Origin of the sequence: Streptomyces sp. CRCS-T-1 (genome assembly GCF_024442335.1) — a bacterium.
GTDB classification, from domain to species: domain Bacteria; phylum Actinomycetota; class Actinomycetes; order Streptomycetales; family Streptomycetaceae; genus Streptomyces; species Streptomyces koelreuteriae.
This window is the reverse complement of the sequence record NZ_CP101651.1, coordinates 8549981-8571935: the sequence shown is the minus strand read 5'-3', so window position 1 is coordinate 8571935 and position 21955 is coordinate 8549981. Positions and strand designations below refer to the sequence as shown.

19 protein-coding genes and 1 pseudogene are annotated in these 21955 nt (G+C 71.4%); 7 read left to right on the top strand and 13 right to left on the bottom strand.

The window, feature by feature from the left end:
- Positions 1-73: 73 nt before the first annotated feature.
- Entirely contained in the window at positions 74-517 is a 444-nt protein-coding gene (locus NNW99_RS38740) for a hypothetical protein (RefSeq protein WP_215116506.1), read from the bottom strand.
- A 543-nt stretch (positions 518-1060) separates the two neighbouring features.
- Here NNW99_RS38740 and NNW99_RS38735 point away from each other — a divergent pair.
- The 5 genes and pseudogenes from NNW99_RS38735 to NNW99_RS38715 all read left to right on the top strand — a co-directional run bounded on the left by NNW99_RS38735 (position 1061) and on the right by NNW99_RS38715 (position 4701).
- Positions 1061-2071: a hypothetical protein gene (locus NNW99_RS38735; protein WP_215116507.1), complete on the top strand. Its 1011-nt coding sequence runs from the start codon at positions 1061-1063 to the stop codon at positions 2069-2071.
- A 475-nt stretch (positions 2072-2546) separates the two neighbouring features.
- Positions 2547-2960 (top strand): annotated as a pseudogene (locus NNW99_RS38730) (lamin tail domain-containing protein).
- A gap of 94 nt (positions 2961-3054) precedes the next feature.
- Positions 3055-3408, top strand: coding sequence for a hypothetical protein (locus NNW99_RS38725; RefSeq protein ID WP_215116508.1), 354 nt, complete (start codon positions 3055-3057; stop codon positions 3406-3408).
- Positions 3409-3724: 316 nt separating this feature from the next.
- The gene (yidD, locus tag NNW99_RS38720; RefSeq protein ID WP_215116509.1) at positions 3725-3970 is read left to right on the top strand and encodes a membrane protein insertion efficiency factor YidD; all 246 of its coding nucleotides are present in this window, start codon (positions 3725-3727) and stop codon (positions 3968-3970) included.
- 119 nt (positions 3971-4089) lie between these two features.
- Positions 4090-4701 (top strand): hypothetical protein, encoded by a 612-nt coding sequence (locus tag NNW99_RS38715; RefSeq protein WP_215116510.1) that lies wholly within the window; start codon positions 4090-4092, stop codon positions 4699-4701.
- Positions 4702-5082: 381 nt separating this feature from the next.
- Here NNW99_RS38715 and NNW99_RS38710 read toward each other — a convergent pair whose 3' ends face one another.
- The 5 genes from NNW99_RS38710 to NNW99_RS38690 all read right to left on the bottom strand — a co-directional run bounded on the left by NNW99_RS38710 (position 5083) and on the right by NNW99_RS38690 (position 11175).
- Positions 5083-5886, bottom strand: coding sequence for a hypothetical protein (locus tag NNW99_RS38710; protein ID WP_215124074.1), 804 nt, complete (start codon positions 5884-5886; stop codon positions 5083-5085).
- A gap of 855 nt (positions 5887-6741) precedes the next feature.
- The gene (locus tag NNW99_RS38705; RefSeq protein WP_215124073.1) at positions 6742-7320 is read right to left on the bottom strand and encodes a dihydrofolate reductase family protein; all 579 of its coding nucleotides are present in this window, start codon (positions 7318-7320) and stop codon (positions 6742-6744) included.
- Positions 7321-7407: 87 nt separating this feature from the next.
- Complete coding sequence (locus tag NNW99_RS38700) at positions 7408-7995, bottom strand: GtrA family protein (RefSeq protein ID WP_370869188.1); 588 nt, start codon at positions 7993-7995, stop codon at positions 7408-7410.
- Positions 7996-8227: 232 nt separating this feature from the next.
- Positions 8228-10189 carry a spermidine synthase gene (locus NNW99_RS38695; protein WP_251058058.1) on the bottom strand — a complete coding sequence of 654 codons (1962 nt, stop codon included), beginning with the start codon at positions 10187-10189 and terminating at the stop codon, positions 8228-8230.
- A gap of 107 nt (positions 10190-10296) precedes the next feature.
- Positions 10297-11175 (bottom strand): oxygenase MpaB family protein, encoded by an 879-nt coding sequence (locus tag NNW99_RS38690; RefSeq protein ID WP_215124071.1) that lies wholly within the window; start codon positions 11173-11175, stop codon positions 10297-10299.
- A 204-nt stretch (positions 11176-11379) separates the two neighbouring features.
- Here NNW99_RS38690 and NNW99_RS38685 point away from each other — a divergent pair, with 204 nt between their 5' ends.
- Positions 11380-13908, top strand: a complete 2529-nt coding sequence (locus tag NNW99_RS38685) for a SpoIIE family protein phosphatase (protein ID WP_215124070.1) — start codon at positions 11380-11382, stop codon at positions 13906-13908.
- Between the two features lie 123 nt (positions 13909-14031).
- Positions 14032-14454 (top strand): DUF350 domain-containing protein, encoded by a 423-nt coding sequence (locus tag NNW99_RS38680; RefSeq protein WP_184598941.1) that lies wholly within the window; start codon positions 14032-14034, stop codon positions 14452-14454.
- A gap of 70 nt (positions 14455-14524) precedes the next feature.
- Here the strand turns inward: NNW99_RS38680 and NNW99_RS38675 are convergent, their stop codons facing one another.
- The 7 genes from NNW99_RS38675 to NNW99_RS38645 all read right to left on the bottom strand — a co-directional run bounded on the left by NNW99_RS38675 (position 14525) and on the right by NNW99_RS38645 (position 21953).
- Positions 14525-15580, bottom strand: coding sequence for an NAD(P)/FAD-dependent oxidoreductase (locus NNW99_RS38675; RefSeq protein ID WP_215124069.1), 1056 nt, complete (start codon positions 15578-15580; stop codon positions 14525-14527).
- A 10-nt stretch (positions 15581-15590) separates the two neighbouring features.
- Positions 15591-16109 carry an isoprenylcysteine carboxyl methyltransferase family protein gene (locus NNW99_RS38670; protein WP_215124068.1) on the bottom strand — a complete coding sequence of 173 codons (519 nt, stop codon included), beginning with the start codon at positions 16107-16109 and terminating at the stop codon, positions 15591-15593.
- Entirely contained in the window at positions 16106-17194 is a 1089-nt protein-coding gene (locus NNW99_RS38665) for a type III polyketide synthase (protein ID WP_215124067.1), read from the bottom strand. The genes NNW99_RS38670 and NNW99_RS38665 overlap by 4 nt, the downstream gene beginning before the upstream one ends.
- A 106-nt stretch (positions 17195-17300) precedes the next feature.
- Positions 17301-18152 carry a UbiA family prenyltransferase gene (locus tag NNW99_RS38660; protein ID WP_251058057.1) on the bottom strand — a complete coding sequence of 284 codons (852 nt, stop codon included), beginning with the start codon at positions 18150-18152 and terminating at the stop codon, positions 17301-17303.
- Entirely contained in the window at positions 18149-18319 is a 171-nt protein-coding gene (locus NNW99_RS38655) for a hypothetical protein (RefSeq protein WP_215124066.1), read from the bottom strand. The genes NNW99_RS38660 and NNW99_RS38655 overlap by 4 nt, the downstream gene beginning before the upstream one ends.
- Positions 18320-18394: 75 nt before the next feature.
- Positions 18395-18949 carry a hypothetical protein gene (locus tag NNW99_RS38650; protein WP_215124065.1) on the bottom strand — a complete coding sequence of 185 codons (555 nt, stop codon included), beginning with the start codon at positions 18947-18949 and terminating at the stop codon, positions 18395-18397.
- Positions 18950-18995: 46 nt separating this feature from the next.
- Positions 18996-21953, bottom strand: a complete 2958-nt coding sequence (locus NNW99_RS38645; protein WP_215124064.1) for a hypothetical protein — start codon at positions 21951-21953, stop codon at positions 18996-18998.
- Positions 21954-21955 lie beyond the last annotated feature (2 nt).

The following is a 21955-nucleotide window of genomic DNA, read 5'->3' as shown; positions in this document are numbered from 1 at the left end:
CGCTGCAGCGGCGCCCGGTGGCGACGATGGTCTCCCAGATGTCCCGCAGGCCCCGGTCGTTGAGGTCGAGTTCCTACCTCAGCCACTTAAGGTACCGAAGGGCGGCCATGCTCATCCCGGCCGCAGGACCGCCGGGTTCCTCCAGGTCGGCTACCTGCCGCCGCAGGGCCGGTGTGTCCGCCCCAGGGCGGAACCGGTCTCGGATGGTCTCGTCGGCGCTTTCGCTGGAGGGCTTGCTGATCAGATGCCGAAGAGCGGCATGGGGTCGCCTGCCCTGAACGCGGCACAGCGGGTGCAGGTGCGGCTTTCGGCAGGTGGCTTCCTTCACGTTGCGCCGGCACTCGGCGCAGTGCGGCGCCCGCCACGGGTACGGCACCGCGTCCACGGCCGCCTGGGCCGCCGCCCGGGCCTCAGCGAGCGCGTGTGGGTCGTCCTGGTCATCCAGGAGGCGCAGCGCACGGTGCAGAGCCTCGCGGGCCTTCATGGGGTCGGGTGCGCGGCGGGCCACTGGGGGCACGTGAACTCCAGGGGCGCGGCGGGGAGTCGAGCCGATGACGCCCAGGTGACCCACGTGGCGGTTTCGGCGTCTCCCAGCAGCACCTGGGCCTGCTCGGTCGGTGTCTCCCCGCACGCCGTGGACGGCAGCCGTGGGTGGCCTTGGGCGCGGGAACGCAAGGGCGTTAGGGGCCCTATGAGGTGATGGCGCAGGGCTGGGGTGGCCCACCTGTTCGTAGCACGCAGTCTCCTCGTCGTGCTGCTCCAGGGCGGTGGTCCGGCCACGCTGTGGCCAGGCTGATCACGAAGGTGATCAGCCGGAGGTACGGACGTGTGCCATGGCGGACTCCCCGAGTGTCTCGCCGGTGCCGTCGTTCGGCGCCTTGTATCCAGCGTCACGGCCCGCCCAGGATGCTGAACGGATCTCGCCGTACAAATTCATCAGCTTCCATCACCATCCACTTACGTCTTCTGCGCGATGCCGGTGACCTGCACTTCCTGGCACTCTCTGACACCCGGCCGTCCGGCCGGACCAACGGGTGGCGGCCGAGACGAGGGGGCGGACATGGACAGTGCGCGGGAGGAACTGACCCAGGCACTGCAGGACTTGCACACCAAGGCCGGCAGGCCCAGCTTGCGGACCGTCTCCGAAGCCGCGGCAGCACGAAACGAGGAGTTCCCCGAGACGGTCAGCCACGACACAGTCGGCCAGATGCTGCGCGGCACCGGCGCTGTGCCGCGCTGGAAGGAGCTGGAGCACGTGGTCGTCGTCCTGTCCGACATGGCCTCGGCCGTGCCCGGTTCCCACACCAGCGCGGACTGCGGCACCGTCGTCAGCAGGTTCCTCTTCCTGTGGGAGGCCGCCGACGACAGCTGCTTTCAGAAGAACGCGGACACCGGCGCTCCGGCCGTCATCCCGGAGATGGCCCTGTACGTCGTGCAATCCATCGAGAACCTCTCCGGCGACCAGGACGAGCACGTCCGCGCCATGCGCTATCTCGCCGATATAGGCAATACCCACCACCTCGAAGGCAGGGGCAGGCCCCGACTGTGGGTGGACTGGCTCGCCGCCTTACGCGCCGCCGGCCGCCACGGCACCGCAGACCGCCTGCGCGACACCGCGCTCATGCAACAGGAATTCCGCCTTGTGCACGAACAGCCCCTGGAAGAAGCCGGGCTCACCGAGGACGCCGAACGCGCAGCCGTCTTCTGCACCCTGGACTCCATGTCCACCAATGTGCTGCCGCTCGCCCGGATGGCAGCTCCGGAAGCCATCGCCGTCTGGGGTCTGCAGCGCAGGGGCAACGGCACGCTCTACCCCTGGTCTGACCAGACCTGGGAACGCGGAGGCCCTCGGGACGAACTCCTGACGCAATTCGTCCGCCAGCGTCCCCTGGAAGACGTCACCGACCTCGCATGCGCCATGGATCTGCACGGCATCGAGGTCCACTTCCTCTTGGAGAAGGTGCCCCTGTGGGACCTCGCGACACTCGCCATCGACGCCACACTCCGCGGCGCCACCACCGTGTGCGAGCCCGTACAGCGTCGCCTGTCCGACCTGCTCCGGCGACACTGATCCTGCCTGCCGGGTGGTGGGACGAGGTCCCGCCCAGCCGCAGGTGAGACCAGAACCCGAGCACTCCGCGACCAGATGGCTGTTACTCACTTTCGGGTGACGGCCCGATCCCTTGCGGGGTGGCGCAGCGTGGCAGAGAGATGCCTGACCCCAACGCCCGCACGGCCTGCCCCTCTGTCAGTGCGTCAACATTGCGCAAGGATGATTTAGATGGATGTCGCATCCGAGAGTTACGGAAAATCTGACGACTGGTAACAGGGTCATGTTTTTCCCTCGTCTTCTCCATGGCGTTGACAGGGTGTGCGGGCGGCCAGTCGGCCGTCACCGACACACGGCATCCGACTGCCCGGGCAGCCCGCATGGGGCTCCTCGGGGATGGTGTCCGGACCATAAGGGGAGCTCTTGTCCGCTTCCGGTTTCAGTCACCGCTCGTCGTCTCGCCGCCGTCACCCTCACCGCCGGCGCTCTGGCCTCGGTGGTCACGCTGCCGGCATCCGCCGCCGACCACGCCCGCCCCGAGCGGTCAAAGGCGGAGATCTCCGACATCCAGTACGACTCGCCCGGCCGGGATGCCCGTTCCATCCGCTGTCCGAACCGCGAGTGGGTGGCACGAACACCGGCCGCCGCACCGCCAGCCTCGAGGGCCGGCCCCTGAAAGGGACGAGGACGGCCGCGGCTACACCTTCGACCGCTACCGCCTCGGGCCGTGCCACGGTCCGCATCCACACCGGCCACGGCCGCGACACCGGCAGTGACCTGTACCAGGACCGATGCAACTAAGTCTGGGACAACAGGTCCCGACACCGCCACCCTCCGCAACGACCGCGGACGCCCCATCGACGAGGAATCCTGGGGCAACCACCGTTGCGGCGGCCGCCACCGCCACTGACCCACCACCGCGGGCGTGAACTGAACCGCCCCAGCCACACCCCGACAGGACACACGCACCCGGCCAAGGGGCAATCGAAGGGACAAACGGCTCCATGGGAAAGAAAAAGGCCCGTCCGCACGGCAACGGCCACACGGCGACGCCAGGCCGGAGAGGGTCCAGCCGGTCCAAGCGCGCGTCCGGCAAGCTCGTGCGCATGTACCGCCGCTACCACGCGTGGCGCGCCCCGTTCCCGCTGTGGGCGAGGAGCGTGTGCGACATCCTGTTCTGGGCCGTCATCGCCGCCGCGGCGTACGTGGCAATCGGCAGCCTGTGCGGAGCAATCCTCATCGCGGCTCCCCTTCTCGGGCTCCTCGGACTCGCCTCGAGCAAGGAACACGACGACGGCATCGACTGGAACGACCACCGAATGGGAGGCCAGCCCAAAGACCCCGGACCCAAGATCTGAACCGTGGCTGACCGCGCGGAGCGGCGGTTCCCAACCCCCGCAACCGCCACCCGTACCCGCCATATGACCTTTCGACCGTGACGGGAAGGACTGACATCATGCCGCGAAGCCAGAAGCGCAACATGAAAAACAGAGCCGACGGCGAGAAAGACGAAGGGTGCTGCGCGGGGACGCTCGACACGCTGGCCCACCCGTGCTGCTGCGGCGGCTTGTCGCAGGCGGCCATGCTGCTCGCCGTTCTCCGCCCTTCGCTCACGGCCGCCGGCCACGGCGCTGACCCCGCCGCGCCCCTCCGGGCGGGCGGCTGTCCGGTGCGATGTACCGGGCCGTACGCCACTACCGCCTCACGGTCAGCCCGACCCGGCCGGCCTGCTGCCCCTACACCCCGACCTGCTCCACTTACGCGGTACGGGCACTCCACCGCTACGGCGCGCTGCGCGGCGGCCGGCTGATCCTGGCGCGTCTGCTGCGCTGCCGGCCCGGTGCCGCCCGCCGCCGGGGCTTTCGCGACCCGGTGCCGCCGGGGCCGCAGCGGACTGCGCGCAGCCGCCCCGGAATCTGAGGCCCGAGAGCGCAGACGTCCCCGGTGGGCGCGGAACGGCTCGGGGGCCGGCGACGTCGCGGTGGTCGGGCCGCGGCCGCGCACAACGGGGCGCCCCCCGGTCCTGCTTGGATGAACGCGTGATCGACTCTGAAGACCGTGAGCAGCAGGCGGCGGTCAGCCGCCTGCTGCTGTACTACCTCAACGGCCCCCTGGCCGAGGGCTGCCGGCTTCGCGGGGTTCTGCCCGCGCCCGGCGCCGTCCGGATTGCCGTCCATGCCGGGGACGACGAGGACGGCGTCACCCTCCTGTACGAGATCCCCCACGACACCGTTGCCCCGTACTACATCCCGGGCATCCTGCGCACGGTGCTGGCGGGCACTCAGATCTACGGGACGAGCGACATCAGCGAAGCCATGGGGATGACCGTCATCCGCCTCCACCCCGAGGAGATCACCCCCGATCCGGAAAGCGAGTACGGCCAGACCCTCACCGTCGTACGCGCCCTGTCCGGCCCCGGCGACGAGGAGAACCCCTTCCTCATTGGATTCCTGATGCGGGGCCACCACCTGCTGCGCCTGTACGTGCAGCGTCCCGGCCGCCCAGGAGTCATCGGCGTCGACGTTCGCCTCACCGACATGACCACCGCCCTGATCGCTTCCCTTCCGAGCCTCATCGAAGAAACGCAGCACCAGAAGCCCTCTCCGGACGACCCACTCTGCGACCTCCTCGTGGACCTGACCAACTGGTAGAACACCTGCCTCCCAACCCGGTCGGCGAGGCGGGCGCGGAAAGACGGCGTCCCGCCGAGGAAGAACCCCGGCGGGACGCATCAGCCACCGGCTCGTGCCAGCTGCCGCCTGCGGTGGCCGACTTCAACACAGCGCACTCGGAATCCCACCACGGAATATCCTTGCGGATTTCTGTCAGCCGGCGGCCCGAACACACCTGAGGGGCGTCGGGCTCGCCGGCCTGGACTCGGACTCGGCTGGGCAACGTGACGTCGCTGTGCGATCACTCCCCCGCTGGCGGCGCCGTGGAAGGGGCCAGGTCGCGGTGCCAGGTCGTGCGTCGGCGTGAGTGGTGCTGGTTCTATCGGCGGCAGAATGATCGGATGCAGCAGCGCGCCGGCCTCACAGTGCGGCAACCACGTGAGCGACGAGGAGGATGCCCATCACCGCCACGAACGCCGGGATCGCCAGTAGGAAGACCATGATGAGCGTGTTCAGGAGGCTGACGCCCGCCCTTGCGTCCCCGGGCCGCGCAGGGTCGTAGGTGACCTCGATCGGGTCCGTGCCACTGCCGGCTGTCTGATACGTGTGGCTCTGGCCGGTGGCTGTCGCGTACGTGTACACCCGCCGCTTGTTGGTGTAGTGCGAGAACTGGGCCACTACCGTGATGCCACGCCGTTTCAGTCGCCAGTCGTCCACGTTCGCCCGGGCCCCGGCATAGACCATGAAACACCCGGCGTACAGCGCGACCGAACCGCCGAGCAGTGCGGCCACCTGTCCCCCGCCCCCGAAGACGCCCACGGCCGCCACCAGCCCGGCATAGAACAGGGCAGCCACCGCGGTGAGTGTTCTGCGCCCCGAGGCATGCCACCCCCTGTTCCGGCCGGGCAGCAAACGCACGTCCACCAGTGACGGACCGTCCACGGGTTCGGCGTCACCGTCAGGCTCCGGCAGCAGCCGGGCGACCGTCTGCCCGAACGCGGCAGCGCCAGCCTCGGAGACCCCCTCCAGACGGTAGACCACCGGCTCGGCACCGCCCAGCAGTTCGATCTCGACAGCGCGTCCCTCCGCCCGTACCGCCGCCATCGCTTCCACCGGTATACGCAGCTCTTCGGTGGGCCTCCGCAGCACCACGACCCGGCCCTCCAGGCGGAGCGCCGTACGACGCCTTCCCCGCAGAACCAGCGCGGCAGCCGTCGTCGCCATCCCCGTAACTCCCCACCCTCGACCGGCCAGTCCCGAAGCGCGGCACATCCTAGTCGGGCTGACCGGCCGTCGACCGGAAGGCGCATGGACGCGGCCGCGGGGGCGTTCGCCATCGCTGACCCAGCGCTGCGGGTGTGAGAGGGACGCCCCACCCACGCCCCGGCAGGACATTGACCAACCTGTCGGAGGGGCCAGGCGGGTCTCGTCTGCTCGGAGCACTCTGGCCGGACGGACTGCGGGATCGGGTCTGCGGCCCGTCTCCTGCAGCAGGCTTCTCTCACTTTCGCGTGGTGGCGCAGGAACCGGTCGTGGGGTACGGCGGGAGGCGGTGGCCGGGCCGGGGGTGTCTGGTCCGTGCTTGTCAGGGACAGGGCGGTGGCGGCTTGCGCCCTCAGCCGGGCGGCGTCCACCCGCTGGTGGGGCACGGGGGGCGAGTGGTCGTTGTCGGCGGGGGGCGGCTCGGCCATATCGTGGGGCCGGGTGTTGGGGTGGTTGGGGCCATGGACGCATGTCTGATCGGCCGGTACCTCCTGGAGCGCCACTGCTGCCCCAGAGCCAGATCACTCGCCTCCCCCACCAGTGCGCGAGGTCGGCGCGTGCGCTGAGAGCGCTGGGGTGGGTTGGGCTGAGATGGCTGCTTGGGGCCTCCGGCACGGCTCCCTGCTCGTCCGTACGACGCCCCCATCCACGAAGCGGGCCAGCGAGTCTGACTTCCCGGTTCAGGAACTGCTCGCTGTCCGGTGCGTGATCGGTGACGGGCGGACCGCTGCGCTGCTTTCTGGAGCTGCGCCGACCCCCGGCGCGTAGACCGAGGCCCGCCGCTGCTCGCCGCTCCGTGCCGTCCTGCCGTCGCGCTCAGGCATGCAGGGTGGGTCGGTAGGTGAGCTCTTGGATGTGGCCGTCGAGGGTGCGGCTCTCGATCAGTTCGAGGTCGAAGTCGGCGGCTTCCCGGAAGATCGGGTCCAGCCCAGTGCGGCCGGTGATCACGGGGAAGAGCGTCACCTGGAGGCGGTCGACCAGGCCGGCGGCCATCAGGGCCCGGTTCATCGACAGGCTGCCGTGGGAGCGCAACGGCAGGTCGGACTCCTTCTTGAGGCGGGCGACGATGTCGACGGCGTCGCCGCTCATGACGTTCGCGTTCGGCCAGTCGAGGGGGGCTTTCAGCGTCGTCGACACCACCGTTGTCGGCAGGTTCCGCATACGGGTGACCCATGGGTCACGCACGTCGGAATCCTCGGTGCTCTCGGCCAGCATGCGCGCGAACGCCCGGTACGTGTGGGCTCCGAAGACCATTCGCTGTTCCTCGTCGTACAGGGCGAGGCGGCGGTCGAGGAGTTCGGGGCCCTGCTTGCCCCAGTACCCCGTCCAGTCGCCGCCGGCGGCGCCGAAGCCGTCGAGGCTGGAGAAGACGTCGAACGTGTAGGCGGCGGTCATGATTCTCTCCTCGGGTGCGGTTTGAACGCGTGGTGGAGATATAGACCTGCGACCGCGCCGAGAATCATCGCCCCCGGGCGCTTGGAGTCAGGCGGTCCGGCAGAGCGCCTCCTGGTCGGCGGGTGCTGTGGGGCGGGCCACGGTGGCGTGCACGGGGCGGGCCGCTGCCGCGAGTTGCGGGGCGGGGCGGGCGAAGACAAGGAGGCGGAGCACCGCGAAACGCGCGACACCGGCGAGGGCGCAGGCGGAGAGGTAGACGAGCTGTTCGAGTACCGCGCCGGGGGTTGCCATCCAGTGGTGCAGGACGAGCATCGCCATGCAGGTCACCGCGTATGCGGCCGCCGCTGAGCCGGCCGACTGCGCGTGTTCGTGCCATGTCGTGCGACGGCCGATGCCGAAGGTGAAGCGGGCGTGCAGTTCGGTTGCGATGAGCGTGGAGATCGCGGTGATCAGGGCGTTGGCCAGAAGCCACGGAATGAGGGAGGCGAGCGCTGCCACGGCGAAGCTGGAGGCCAGCCCTACTCCGCCGCCGCAGAGTACGAAACGGGCGAAGGCGGTTAAGACGCCGGGGGCCGATTGTGGCCGGTTCTTCCCTGCCGTCCGACCCCCTTGATCGCATGCCCCTCGACCTTCGGATCTCTCTACCCGTGCAGCCTTCCACCCATGGTTTCTCATGCATGAAACGCTACGTTGCGTTTATATTTTAGGCAACGTCTCACCTGTGCACAGCTTTCATTTATGCAGGCTAGAGCCTCAATATTGTTGCAATGACTTGATTTTAATGCAACGACGCATATGTCATTCGTTGCAATGGGATGAATGTGAACGCTCCGGTAGCACGCCAACCTCGCCGAGGCGGCCGAGGTGGCCCACAGTTGCCGCAGGGCTCGTACGGATTCGGAGTGGTTCAGGTCTTGGGAGCGGGTGTGCCGGTGTCGGTCACGCGCATGGCGACGCCTGCTCCCAGGTACAGCAGGGCTACTACCAGCAGCAGGGTCTGATAGCCCGTCATCAGGGCCAGGTATTCGAGGGCGCCTCCGGTCAGGGCGCCCAGGAGGTTGGCGCCGAAGGCGGAGGTCGGGTCCGGGGCGAGTGCTAGGCGGTCCGAGAAGATGAGGTTGGCGCAGAAGATGGGGGCGAAGGCGAGGGCGATGGCGGAGGCGAGGCGGGCGGGGAACGGCAGGGCGAGGACGGCTTGGGCCGGGACCAGCCAGGCTGCCGCGAGGGAGCCGAAGAGGAGGAGCTGCAGCAGGATCTGGTTGACGTGGCGTAGTTTGCGGCGGACTTCGACAGCCGCCAGGACCGCCAGGAGTACGCCGATGAAGACGAGGGCGTTGACCAGCCAGGTGGTGCCGAAGTAGAGCGCGAATCCGATGACGTTCTTGGTTTCGAGGAGGAGGAAGGCCGCGCCCAGGAGGAACATGTCGGTGTAGCGGATCGTCTTTTTGATGCGTACGCCGGCCAGGCGGACCGACAGGAGTGTCACCAGCAGCATGGTGCCGAGCGCGCCCAGGTAGAGGGTGGGGATGCCGCGGTGGAGGAGGTAGGGGAAGGGGTGGTCGTCGGTCGCGGCCGCCGGGACCTTGCCGCTGGGGCGCCAGGTCTGGGCGCAGGACTGGTCTGCGGGGGTCATTCCGGTCACCAGTACGGCCGCGTTGCGTTTGAACGTCGTCAGGCAGGGGGCGTGGCCGTAGACGTCGTCGAGGGTGCCGGCGAAGCGGTCGACCAGCCAGCTTTTCCGGTAGTAGTTGTACATGGCGAAGGCGCCGTCGGGGGTGAGATGGTCGCGCGCGGCCTCGAATGCCTCCCGGGTGAACAGGTAGCTCTCCAGGCGCAGATTGCTCGCGCCGGCCACCAGGGTCAGGGAGTCCGGCAGGGCCAGGACGATGAGGTCGTATTTGGTGTCCGTCCGCTCCAGGAAGGCGCGGCCGTCGTCGATGTGGACGTGCACCCTGGGGTCGTCGTAGGGCTTCGCGGGGTGCAGTTGGGCGCCGATCTGCTGCAGTCGGGGGTCGATCTCGACCGCGTCCACGTGCTCCGCTCCGTATGCCAGTGCGACCGCGACGTCGTTGCCGTTGCCGGCCCCGATGACCAGCACGCGTTTGTGGGGGTTGTGGGGCGTCTGTTCGTAGGCCTCCCGGTAGGGGGAGTTCTCGCGCATCAGCACCGGGAGGGGTGCGGTGCTCTGGTGCGGGACGCCGTTGGCGGAGATGTAGTAGGTCCGGGTCGTGGTCGGTGAGCGTTCGAGCTGGATCTTGTAGTAGGGCGACCAGGTGATGCCGGTGGTCGTCGACTCCAGGAACAGCACGGCGACCATCGCCGTCAGGGGGATGCCGTACACCAGGGTGTTGCGGCGGCCGCCGAGGATCAGCAGGGCCACGGCGGCGAGGACGCCCCAGACGACCGAGGGGGCGCGCAGCCAGGACAGTACGGCGAAGGAGATCGAGCCGGTGAGGCTGCCGAGCAGGTCGTAGCGGTAGGCGTTGAGCGAGGGGAGCTGACGGAAGAGGTCGGCGGTGATCTTGCCGATGCCGGCCATGATCGCCGCGGTCAGCAAGAAGATGACGGGCAGCGTCACCCACTCAGGCAGGCCGGTGGTCTTCACGGCCGTGAAGTAGATGACCTGGCCGCTGCTCTGACGCACCTGCACCGGAAACTCGCGGACCAGGACGACGAGGAGCACCAGCGGGACCGGTGTCCAGCGTTTGAGCCATTGTCCGCGCTCGGCCGCGATCAGGAACCCGATGCCGATACCGAGGAACGATCCCAGCAGGATGAAGTTCGAGAAGTAGCTGAGGTGGACGACGTTGGCGCCCGCCCATCTGATCAGTGCCAGCTCGACGAAGAGCATGGTGCTGCTGGCCAGCATGAGCCTCAAGCGCACCGAGCTGCCCTTTTGCCCGGTTTCGTCCAGCTTCATGCGTATGCACAGTGCCAGCTTCGGAGCGGCGAGTCGAGGTGCCTTGCCGGTGAGTGCTAGGCCGCGTCGCGAGGCGGTGTCATGGCCCAGCGGATGCCCGCGGTCACGGCCGTGCCGAGCGGGCGGATGCAGGGGCCTTCGGCGGCGGGGAGGCGGGGCAGCCGTAGTTCGTGCGAGGCCCAGAGGGGCAGGAGGGAGACGGCGTTGGCGGCGATGACGCCGTACGGGAGGCGGGCGAGGAACGGGACGGGCGGGTTCAGCAGCAGGAAGCGGGCCGAGTCGCGTGCCTCGTCGGTGGCGCGCAGCTCGGCGCGGTAGGCGGCCAGGCGCGCGGCGAGTTCGGCGGCGTTCACCGGCGGGTCCGGGACGCCGAGCGCCCTGGCGATGCGGGCCATGTCGGCGACGTAGGCGTCTCGTCCCTCGTCGTCGAGCGGGTGCGCCCCGTAGCGCTGGTGGGCGCGCAGGAAGCTGTCGACCTCGGCGATGTGCACCCAGCACAGCAGGTGCGGGTCGGCGGCGGAGTAGGGCCGGCCGTCGGTGGTCGTGCCGCGCACCGTGTCGTGGACGGCTCGTACGCGGTCGCAGGCTTCCTGGGCGCTGCGGGCGGTTCCGTAGGTGGTGACGGCCAGAAAGGTGCTGGTCCGCTGCAGCCGTCCCCAGGGGTCCCCGCGGAAGCCCGAGTGCCCGGCCACGGCGGCCATGGCCAGGGGATGGAGCGACTGGAGCAGCAGGGCCGACAGACCGCCGATGAACATCGAGGCGTCCCCGTGCACCCTCCTGACGGGGCGCTCGGGGCCGAACCAGCGGGGGCCGGGTGTGCCGTGGATGCGGGCGCGGTTGTCCGGGCCCTCGGGGCCCGCCACGCGGGAGAAGATCTCCCTGCCGAGCCGGTCACGCAGCGAGAGCCCGCCTTCCGGGAGGAGTCTCCTGGGCATCGCGTCCTCCTGACCAGGGCGACGGACGGATCGGTTCCCCTATGACTTCTTCTGCCCCGGTTCCCCTTTCGGAGGCCTCTCGCGGGCGCGGCAGCCGGGTGCGGTGGGTGACCGGCTCTACTAGCCTGGACACTGCTCGACGAACGTTCTGCACGGAACCTGTGCGTCCACCGCCGGCGGTCGGACGACCTAGGTGGGCGGATCATGAGGACACGGCCCGGGGGCGGGAGCGGACGACTGGGGCTGACGAGCACCTCGGTCCTGGCGAGCGGCTTCCTGGCGGTGCTGATCGGTGTCGCGTTCGCCGTCCTGCTGCAGGTCATCGGTGACGCTCGCGGTTTCACGGCCGACGCGCGGGCCTCTCGCGAGGCCATCACCGACGCCAGCGTCCTGGAACAGCATCTGATCGACCTGGAGACCGGGCAGCGAGGCTTCGTCATCACCCGGGACGAGGCCTTCCTTCAACCCTGGCAAGCGGCGCGGGAGTCCTATCCGGCCGAGGCCAGGCGGTTCCTCGCGTCGGCGACCTCGCCGGAGCAGCGCCGTCTCGCGGGACAGATCAACAGGGACATCGGCTCCTTCATCACGGACTACTCGGTGCCGCTGGTCGAGGCGGTCCGGCGGGACGACCCCTCGGCCTCGAGTCCGGCGGAGACGGCTGAGGGAAAGCGGCGGGTGGACGCGCTGCGGGCCTCGTTCACCACGTACATCACCGATGAGCGGGCCAAGCTCCAGGATCGTCAGGACGCCACGGACTCCAGCGCCCAGCGTGCGGTGGTCGTGGCGTGCGCCGGGCTCGCCGGACTGACCGGGCTGATCGTCACGCTCACCGTGTTCCAGCACCGGGCCATCGTGCGTCCGCTGCGGCGCGCGGCAGCGGCGGCCGGGCGGCTGGCGAAGGGCGACCTGGAGGTACGGGTGCCCTCCAGCAGGGTGGAGGAGGTCGCGGCGCTGGCGGCGTCCTTCAACACCATGGCGGAATCGTTGCAGGACAGCCGTGCGCGAACCGAGGAAGCGCGTGAGCGTCTGGAGTTCCTCTACAAGCGGCTGGAGCTGCTGTACGGGGCGAGTGTGTCGGTGGGCACCGGGCTGGATGTGGAGCAGACGGCGCGCGAGCTGGCTCGGGTGGCGGTTCCCGGGTTCGCCGACTTCACCACCGTCGACCTGCTGGAACCGGTCCTGCGCGGCGACGAGCCGGCCGCCGGAGCCGGCGCGCGGCTGCGCCGGGTGGCCGCGGACGGCATCCGTGACGATGCGCCCTTGGCGGGTCCGGCCGACCTGCCCGACCTGTCCTCGCCCCCGCCCGCGGCGCGGGCGCCGCTCTCCGGGCAGGCCCGGCTCGACGCGGACCTGCGGCACAGCACCGAGTGGGCGGCGGAGCAGCCGGAGGCGGCGGCGCGTGTCCTCGCGTACGGCATCCACTCCAGGATCAGGACACCGTTGCAGGCCAGAGGGGTGACTCTGGGCACGGTGGACTTCTGGCGCCAACGGCCCGATCCGTTCGGGCCGGACGATGTCGCCTTCGCCGAGGAGCTGGCCGCCAAGGCGGCGGTCGCCGTCGACAACGCGCGCCGCTTCACCCGGGAGCGGTCCACCGCGCTGGCCCTGCAGCGTCACCTGCTGCCGCAGCGGCTGCCCTACCAGACGGCCGTGGAGGTGGCCTCCCGCTATCTGCCCGCCTGGACGCGGACCGGGGTCGGCGGTGACTGGTACGACGTGATCCCGCTGTCGGGCAGCCGGGTCGCCCTGGTCGTCGGGGACGTCGTCGGACACGGCCTGCAGGCCTCCGCGGCGATGGGCCGTCTGCGCACCGCCGTGCGCACGCTGGCCGATGTCGACCTGCCGCCGGATGAGCTGCTCACCCACCTCGACGACCTCATCCTGCACCTCTGCGAAGGCGAGCCCGTGTCCGGCGGCCCCGGAGACGACGAGGGGGCGGACGGCTGGTTCTCCTCGGCGGACCTCGGCGCCACCTGCCTGTACGCGGTGTACGACCCGGTCTCGCGCCGGTGCACGCTGGCCACGGCCGGGCACCCGATGCCCGCCGTCCTGGGTCCGGACGGCACGGCGCACATCGTCTCCGGCCATGTCGGACCCCCGCTGGGGGTCGGTGGTCTCCCCTTCGAGGCCACGGATCTGGACCTGGACGCCGGGAGTGTGCTCGCGCTGTACACCGACGGCCTCGTGGAGGCGCGTCACCGGGACATCGACGTCGGGCTGGCCGAGCTGTGCCTGGCCCTGGCGCGGCCCGCGGACTCGCTCGAAGAGGCCTGTGACACCGTGATCGGCTCCCTGCTCACCGACCGTGCGGCCGACGACGTGGCCCTGCTGCTGGCCCGTACCCGCGCGCTGCCGGCCGGCCATGTCGCGACGTGGCAGATCCCGGCGGAAACGGTCCAGGTGGAGCGTGCTCGCAAGCTGGTCGTCGAGCAGCTCGACGCGTGGGGGCTGACGGAGGCGACGTTCGTCATCGAGCTGGTGGTGAGCGAGCTGGTCACCAACGCCATCCGGTACGGGCAACCGCCGATCCAGCTGCGGCTCATCCGCGATCACACGCTGATCTGCGAGGTGTCCGACACCAGCAGCACCGCGCCGCACCTCAGGCGTGCCCGGGCCTTCGACGAGGGCGGGCGCGGGCTGCTCCTCGTCGCCCAGCTCACCCAGGGCTGGGGCACCCGGCAGACGACCACGGGCAAGACCATCTGGTGCGAGCAGGCGCTGCCCGCGTCGTGACGGCCCCTTGGGCCGGCGGTCCGGGCGAGGGGGGCCGGTCGGGGCGCCCAACTGGTGCGTTACATTTTGCTGTTCCTTGACCGCGATCATTCACGATCTCTCACGCTACGGAGCCGCCCACCCATGAGCGACATCGTCAACGGACTTGGCAGGGCCACCGCTTACGGCGGACTGGGACTGGTTCTGCTGGTCCTCGGCATCGTCCTGGTCGACGTGCTCACGCCCGGCAAGCTCGGCCGGCAGATCTGGGAGCAGCGCAACCGCAACGCCGCGATGGTGCTCAGCTCCGCGCTGCTCGGTATCGGCGGCATCGTGTTCACGTCCATCTGGACGACCTACGAGGACTTCGGCAAGGGCCTGGTCTCGACCGCCGCGTTCGGCCTGCTGGGTCTGGTGATGATGGCCGTGGCGTTCCTGGTGGTGGACCTGATCACGCCGGGGCGCCTGGGCGCGGCGCTGGTCGAGCCGGAGCCGCACCCCGCGGTCTGGGTGACGGCGTCCTGCAACCTCGCCGTGTCGGCCATCCTGTCGGCGTCCATAGCCTGACCCGGATTTCCTGACGAGTGGTTCTGTCGGCCCCCTGCCGGACGTCGAGCGTCCGGCAGGGGGCCGACCGCTATCCGGTCGGACGGCCGGATCCGGGCCGCTCCCCCGCCGGACGCGCCAGTGTGCCGACGGCGGCCGAGAACAGCCACGGCAGGCGCTGGGCGAGGGGTACCAGCGCCGCGCGGGCCGGGGGCGGTCGCGTAGCGCCGAGGAGCGCGTGCGTCAGCCACCGGTAGCGCCGGGTGAGCCGGCGCCACTCCCGCTCGTAGGCCGTCAGGTCGCCGTCGGTGACGGCCCGGACGGCGGCGGACGCCTGCGCGAGCGCCAGGGCGATGCCCTCGCCGGTCAGCGCGTCGACGTAGCCGGAGGCGTCGCCGACGAGCAGCACTCGGCCGGCGATGCGCGTGCTCGCGGTCTGGCGGAAGGGGCCCGCGCCCCGTACCGGTCCGGCGGGGCCGGCCCCGGCCAGCCGTTCCCGCAGCTCGGGGAAGGCGGCGAGGTGGTCGTCGTAGGGGCGGCGGGTGGTGGTGAGGATCGCGACGCCCACGAGGTCGTCGGCCACCGGGGTCACGTAGGCCTCGGCTTCGCGGGACCAGTGCACCTCGACGTGGTCGCTCCAGGGGGCGAGTGTGTAGTGGCGCCGCAGCCCGTGCCGGGGACGGGTCCGGTGCGGCCGGTTGAGCCCGAGGGCGCGGCGGATCGGTGAGTGCAGGCCGTCGGCCGCCACGAGGTGGTGGGCGCGGGTGCCGTCGACCAGCACCCCGTCCCGGTCCTGCTCGACGTGGCGGGCGGTGCGCTGCTCCACGCGTACGCCCGCCGCCAGCACGGCCTCGCGCAGCAGCGCGTGCAGCGTCGTACGGCGTACTCCGCGCCCGGGGGCGGAGGTGAAGTCGGCGTCGATGCGGCGGGGGCCCGCGACGTAGCGGATTCCGCGCAGGTCGCGCCCGGGCGGGTGTACGCCCAGTGCCGCCAGGGCGGCGACGGCGCCCGGCATCAAGCCCTCGCCGCACGCCTTGTCGACGATGCCGGCGCGCTGCTCCCAGACGCGGACGTCGAGCCCCGCCCGGGCCGCGTGCAGGGCCGTGGCGAGGCCCGCGGGTCCGCCGCCGACGACGAGCAGATCCATGGGTGCCTCCTCAGGCCAGCCGTGCCAGGGCGGCGTCCTCGGCGCGGATGCGGGTGGCGAGCAGGGTGGCGTTCAGCGCGGTGAAGACGATCGCCGTGGCCCAGGCCGCGTGGACGAGGGGCAGCGCGAGCCCTTCGAGGACGACGGCGACGTAGTTCGGGTGCGGGATCCAGCGGTAGGGTCCGCCGGTCACGCGCGCGGCGCCCGGTACGACGATCACCCGGGTGTTCCACTGCCGGCCGAGGGTGGCGACGCACCACCAGCGCAGCCCCTGCGAGACCGTGACGAGGGCGAGCATGGCCCACGTCAGGACGGGGACGACGTCCGGGCGGCGGATCCACACCTCCGCGAGCGCGCCGATGAGCAGGCCCGTGTGCAGCACCACCATGAACGGGTAGTGCCCCCGGCCGGACTCCACGCCGCCGCGCGCGAGGCTCCAGGCGGCGTTGCGGCGGGAGACGGCCAGTTCGGCCACCCGCTCCAGGCCTACGGCCAGCACCAGGATCGTGAACAGGATCTCGCCGGTCACCGCCCACCGCCCGGGGCGCGCAGGAGCACGAGTTCGGAGCAGAAGCCCGGGCCCATGGCGAGCATGAGTCCGTAGGAGCCGGGCGGGGGCGGCCGGTTCGCGAGTGTGTCCGCCATGACGTGCAGCACCGAGGAGGAGGACAGATTGCCGATCCGGCGCAGCGAGTCCCAGGTCACGCTCAACGCCTCGCGCTCGACGCCGAGGGCGTCCTGCAAAGCTTCGAGGACTTTGGGGCCGCCGGGGTGCGCGACGTACCAGTCGATGTCGCCGCGGGTCAGGCCGTGATCGGCGAGGAAGCCGCGGACGTCGTCGCCGACGTACCGGCGCACCAGGTCGGGGACCGCGGAGTCGAGCACGACTCTGAAGCCGCCGGAGCCGATCTCCCAGCCCATCATGTGTTCCGAGTCGGGGTAGAGGCGGCTGCGTGAGGCGAGTACTTCGGGGGCGGCCGGGTCGTCGGACTGAGCGAGGGGGTGCTCGTGCCCGACGGCGACGACGGCAGCGGCGCCGTCCCCGAACAGGCCGCTGGCCACGAAGTTGGCGACCGAGGTGTCGTCGCGCTGCAGCGTGAGGGAGCACAGCTCGACCGACATCAGGACCGCCACCGCGTCCGGGCGGCCGCGCAGCAGGTCGTGCAGTCGGGCGATGCCGGCCGCGCCGGCGACGCAGCCGAGGCCGACGAGGGGCAGGCGCACCACGTCGGGGCGCAGGCCGATCTCCGCCGCGACGCGGGCCTCCAGGGAGGGCACGGCCAGGCCGGTCACCGTGCAGGAGACGATGAAGTCGACGTCGGCGGGTGTGAGGTCGACGCTCTTGAGCGCGTCGACGACCGCGCGGCCGCCGAGTTCGACGCCGGCCCGGATGAAGACGTCGTTCGACTGGCCGAAGTCCTCGATCCGGCCGTACTCCTCCAGCGGGAGCACGGTGTGCCGGGTCTCTACGCCCACGTTGCGGTGGAACCGTTCGACGACGCGGCGATCGACGGTGTCCCCGACCAGGGTGGTGGTGACGGACTCGGTGATCTCCTCCTGGCGGTGGCAGTGCTCGGGCAGGGCGCCGCGGACGCTGAGGACGCGCATGGTCATGCTGGCTCCAGGGATCGGGCGGTGAGGGGCGACGGGCACCCGGCTGACGCGGTCGAGCGGGGCGGCCGGGGCGCTCGCGCTGTCTGCCACGACGTCTGGCGTGCCATCAGCCGGCCGTCAGCAGCGCGACGTCGAGCAGGGCGATGGTCACCGCGGCGCGGAAGGGAGCGCGTCCGCGGGCGCACAGCGTGAGCACCGCGAGTACGGCCACCAGGGCCAGGGCCATCCAGGTCCACGCGGGAGGGGATCCCGCGGGACCGGCCACGGCGAGCACCGAGGCGGCGGTGAGCAGCACGGCGGCCAGGACGCGTGAGCGGTGTTCGCCGATCCGGTGCGGCAGGCCGCGGACACCGGTGCGTTCGTCGTCGGCGAGGTCGGGCAGCACGTTGAGCAGATGCGCTCCGACGCCGAGCGCGGCGCCGGCACCGGTCATCCACCACGGTGCCCAGCCCGGGGCCGGGCCGGCGAGGGTGACGACCGAGGGCAGCGTCCCGAAGCCGCACGCGTACGGCGCCCAGGACCACCGGGTCGCCTTGAGCCCGTGGTTGTAGGCGTGGCCCGCGCCGGTGGCGAGGACGATGTTGACCAGCGCGCTGCGCCAGCCGACGAGCGCGGACAGTACGAAGCAGGAGACCGCCGCCACGGCCAGGGCGCGTGCCACCCATCCGGCCGGGAGGGAGCCGACGGCCAGCGGCTTGTCGGCTCGGCCCACGGCGCGGTCGCGCGCGAGGTCGAGCAGGTCGTTGCCCCAGCCGATCGTGAGCTGGCCGGTGAACACCGCCGCCGTGACGGCGATGGCATGGAACGGCTGCAGGCCGCCGCGGAGCGCCAGCAGGGCCGTGATGACGGTGACCGCCAGGGCGGGCCCGCCGTGGGCGGCAGTGAGCAGCGCGAGCGTCCGGGGCGGTCTGCGGCCCGCCGGGGTCGGATCGGCCGTGTCGGTGGCGTCGGCGGTCACCGGAATCGCCGTGCCGCTTCAGGTACCTGAGGCGTCTGGCAGGTCGCCGCGTCGAATGCGTCGGGCAGCCGCCGCGCCCCCGCGCCGAGGGTGTGTGTGCCCTCGGCGCGGGGGCGGTGTCCGGCGGAGTCGGCGTGTCCGGTCGGCCCGGTGAGCACGATGCGCATGGAGCATCGGTCCCACATTGCCCGTCCGCTCACACGAAGCGGTCCGGCATCCGGTGGAATCGGCGTGCCCGGGCGCTAGGCGGCATCGTGGATGACGAGCTTGAACTCGGCGAGGGTCAGGAGGCGGGAGGCGGCGTCGTTGTGCGTGACGCGGAGCGCGACCGGGGTGCCCGGGGCGACGAAGATGCCGTGGCTCTTGACGTAGTACTGGCCTCCGGGTGTCGGGGTGCGGTGCTCGGTCGCCGTGGTGTCGTTGGGGTTGGGCGTCAGGCCCAGCGGGTCACGGACGTACTGGTCGCGCAGTTCGGTGTAGCCGCCCGAGCCACTGGCGGCTTCCCACTGGATCATCGCGTACAGATGGCCCCAGCCGGCTTTGGACGGCCAGATCAGACCGCTGCGGTCGTCCGTCGCCCAGTTGCTCACCACGTAGCCGTCCGGCTGGGTGGCCTGGTGCATCTGGAATGTGTCCGTCGGCTCCGCCGCGCCGAAGGGGAACCGCACTATCTTGTACGTGGTTCCCGGCGCGATGAGCTGAGGGGTGTCGACCTTGAGTGAGCAGACGTGAACTCCGGGCACAACGCCACCTTTCCTAGATCTGGTTGAGCACTGCCCGCCGTCGGCGGACAGCATGCCCGCGCGTGCGGCCCGCCCGGGGCCGCACGCTCTTCCTGTTGGGTCACTCCTCGTCGCGCAGTCGGGCCGCCAGCGACGCCAGCGACTCGGCCTCCTCGGTGTGGCCCAGGGCGGTCAGGCGGGAGACCGCCGCGTCGAGGCGGGTGAGGGCGGGAGCGGGGCGTTCCAGGTAGAGGCCTTCCACGGCACCCGCGAGGCGGACGCACTCGGCCCATTCCCCGGCGCGGTCGTCCTCCGGCCCCGGCTCGCCGAGCAGGGCGAGCGCCTTGTCCAGGGCGGCCAGTGCGTCCTCGTACTCGCCGGCGTAGGCGTTGACCCGTCCGTATTCGTAGGCCAGGGCGGTGTCCAGGGAGCGGCCGCCCGACTCGTACCCGGCGGTGCGGGCCTCCTCGGCGATCCGGCCCGCGTCGGTGAGCAGGGCGAGGGCGTCGGCGAGGCCGTCGGGGCCCTGCTGCTGGGCCTGGAGGCGGGCGAGTTCGCGCAGGCAGTTGCTGAGCTGCTCGTAGCGCGGGGCCCGGGCATGGGCGGCGCGTGCCTGGTCGGCGGCTTCGCGGGCCCGGCCGAACTCGCCGGACTCGCCGAGGAGTACGGCGGTCTCGGCGGCGATCATGGCGTGGCTGCCGGGGTCGTCGTCCCAGCCCGCCGACTCGGCCGCGAGGGCGACGAACTCCGCCGTGGCGGCCTTGAGGTCCTCCCCCGCGTGCAGTGCGCGGGCGCGGGTCAGGCGGAGCTGGGCGAGGAGGCGGTCGTCCAGCTCTCCGGCGGCGGACTCCGGGTCGGCGAGCAGGGAGTCGAGGAGGGCGATGCAGTCCTCGACGCGGCCCAGGTCGAGGCTGAGCTGGGCCGCGTTGCCGTAGGCGCAGAAGGCGTCCGTGCGGTTGCCGCGGCGGAGCTCCAGTTCCGCGGAGCGCGTCAGGTGCCGCAGTGCCTCCTCGGGGCGGCCCAGGTGCATGCACACCTCGGCCAGATCGCCGTGGAGGCGGGTGGTGTCGACCGTGTCGGCCGGCCAGTCGGCGGCCCGTCGCAGGCCCTCGGTCAGGTCCGCGTGCGCGGCCTGGGTGTCCTGGAGGCCGAGTTGGAGCCGGCCGCGCAGTCCGAGGGTGCGGGGCAGGTGCCAGGCGGGGCCCTGCGCCTTCAGCCGGTCGAGGAGCGCGTCGATCTCGGTGACCGCGGTGGGCAGGTCGCCGGAGATGGCGTGTGCGCTGACCCGCAGCAGCAGGGCGCCGGAGATCTGCCCGGCGAGGTCGTGCCGGGTGGCGAACGCGTGCAGCAGCTCCACCTCGGCGAAGACCGGTGCGATGTGCTCGTCGCTTCTCGAGGTCTGCAGCCGCAGGGCGAGGGCGGTGGCCCGCAGTCGCAGCAGGCGGGCCTCCAGGTACGGGGTGAGGCCGGGGGTCTCCTCGTGCAGGCGGACCATGGAGGTGTGGGCGGCGGTGAGCGCGGCGGCCTTCGCCGCCGCTCCGTCGGCGTCTTCCGCGTCCTCGGTGTTTTCCGCGGGGAGTTCGGCCGTGGCGAGCAGGGCACAGGCGCGGGCGAGCGCCGCGTGGTCCGGCGCTCCGGCGTCGTCGTACAGGGCCGCGGCCTCCTCGTGGAGGGCGGCGGCGTCGGCGAACTCGTCCTTCTCGCCCGCCAGGTTGGCCTCTTCGGCGAGCAGGTCCGCGCGCAGCCGTACGAGCGGGCCCACGGCCGGGTCTTCGGGGTGGGTGTAGTCGCGGGCAGCGACGAGCGTACGCAGTCGCGCCCAGCAGGCGTGGGCGTCCGGGTGCCCCTGCTCGTCCAACGTCCGTGCCCGGAGGATGAGTTCGGGCAGCGAGTCGGGGACGGCGGCGGCCGTGCGGGCGGTGGGCTCGGTCGCCGGGGCGGCCGGGGCGACGTCGTCGAGGCTGCGGGGGCGCAGGGTCAGTTCCAGCGACTCCAGCAGCGGGGCACGGTCGAGGCGGGCCCGGCGGCGGTCGGTGTGGGCCGTGGTTCCGTTGCGGGTGTCGAAGCGGGCGGCGAGGTCATCGGCGCGGCTCCGCACCTCGGCGCGCAGGCCGGTCACCGTCCAGGTGCGGCCCGCGTAGCCGGGGGCGGGCAGTTCGCCGTGGCCGATGAGTTCGACCCGCTGGAGGAGGACCTCCACGCCGGTGAGGAAGCCGAGCAGGTCCAGCGGCGAGTCCACCTCGTCGAACAGGCCCCGGTTCTCGGCGAGCAGTTCCAGGCCGCGTGCCTCGTTGCCGGTCAGGGCGCAGAACTCCAGGTGTCTGCCGACCTCCTGGGCCATCGAGGGGTTGCGGCGGCAGCCGCGGTAGCCCGCGAGGTGCAGTTCGCGGGCCCGGTCGGTGCGGCCGGTGCGCAGCAGGGGCAGCAGGGCGTAGGAGACGGAGCGGGCCGGTTCCTCCTGGCAGGACTCCTTCCCGGCGAGGACGGGTTCCCAGGCGCGCAGCGCCCGCTCGTCGTCGCCGGCCGTGAGGTGGTACAGGGCGCGCTCGCAGGTTTCGCAGGCCTCGCAGTCGCTGAGCGGGGTGCGGGTGCGGCTCGCCCACAGCTCGTGGGCGAGGGCGGTGTCCTCACCGACGTGGACCGCGAGCTGGTAGGCCTGTCCGTAGTAGGGCTGCAGGCCGAGCCCGGCCTTCTCGTACCGGTCGCGCATCTCCTGCTGCCACTGGCGCAGGCTGGCCAGGGGAATCTCGGGCAGTGCGCGCAGGGCGTTGGCGACCCACTTGAACCGCCAGAACAGCATGTGGCGCAGGCGTTCGTCGAAGACGTCGGGCTGCTCGTCGAACAGGGTGAGCAGCCGGGCGAAGACGACGGGGGACTTCCGGGGTTCGGAGCCGTAGGTGTACGCCTCCTGCAGTTCGAGGAGCGCGTGGACGAGGGGGACGGGCTCGGCGAACTGCTCGGCGGCGTCGACGAGTTCCTCGGCGGTGACGGTGCGGGTGCGGCCGTAGGGGCGCCGGTCGTTCTCCTGGAGCGCCTGGTAGAGCTCGTCCGTGTTCTGGGGGTGGGGTGCGGTCGGCATCG

Coding starts and splice junctions, on each gene's coding strand:
- NNW99_RS38735 (WP_215116507.1), top strand. CDS start 1,061: ATGGACAGTGCGCGGGAGGAACTGACCCAGGCACTGCAGGACTTGCAC.
- NNW99_RS38725 (WP_215116508.1), top strand. CDS start 3,055: ATGGGAAAGAAAAAGGCCCGTCCGCACGGCAACGGCCACACGGCGACG.
- yidD (WP_215116509.1), top strand. CDS start 3,725: ATGTACCGGGCCGTACGCCACTACCGCCTCACGGTCAGCCCGACCCGG.
- NNW99_RS38710 (WP_215124074.1), bottom strand. CDS start 5,886: ATGGCGACGACGGCTGCCGCGCTGGTTCTGCGGGGAAGGCGTCGTACG.
- NNW99_RS38705 (WP_215124073.1), bottom strand. CDS start 7,320: ATGACCGCCGCCTACACGTTCGACGTCTTCTCCAGCCTCGACGGCTTC.
- NNW99_RS38700 (WP_370869188.1), bottom strand. CDS start 7,995: ATGAGAAACCATGGGTGGAAGGCTGCACGGGTAGAGAGATCCGAAGGT.
- NNW99_RS38695 (WP_251058058.1), bottom strand. CDS start 10,189: ATGCTGGCCAGCAGCACCATGCTCTTCGTCGAGCTGGCACTGATCAGA.
- NNW99_RS38690 (WP_215124071.1), bottom strand. CDS start 11,175: ATGCCCAGGAGACTCCTCCCGGAAGGCGGGCTCTCGCTGCGTGACCGG.
- NNW99_RS38685 (WP_215124070.1), top strand. CDS start 11,380: ATGAGGACACGGCCCGGGGGCGGGAGCGGACGACTGGGGCTGACGAGC.
- NNW99_RS38680 (WP_184598941.1), top strand. CDS start 14,032: ATGAGCGACATCGTCAACGGACTTGGCAGGGCCACCGCTTACGGCGGA.
- NNW99_RS38675 (WP_215124069.1), bottom strand. CDS start 15,580: ATGGATCTGCTCGTCGTCGGCGGCGGACCCGCGGGCCTCGCCACGGCC.
- NNW99_RS38665 (WP_215124067.1), bottom strand. CDS start 17,194: ATGACCATGCGCGTCCTCAGCGTCCGCGGCGCCCTGCCCGAGCACTGC.
- NNW99_RS38655 (WP_215124066.1), bottom strand. CDS start 18,319: ATGCGCATCGTGCTCACCGGGCCGACCGGACACGCCGACTCCGCCGGA.
- NNW99_RS38650 (WP_215124065.1), bottom strand. CDS start 18,949: ATGCTGTCCGCCGACGGCGGGCAGTGCTCAACCAGATCTAGGAAAGGT.
- NNW99_RS38645 (WP_215124064.1), bottom strand. CDS start 21,953: ATGCCGACCGCACCCCACCCCCAGAACACGGACGAGCTCTACCAGGCG.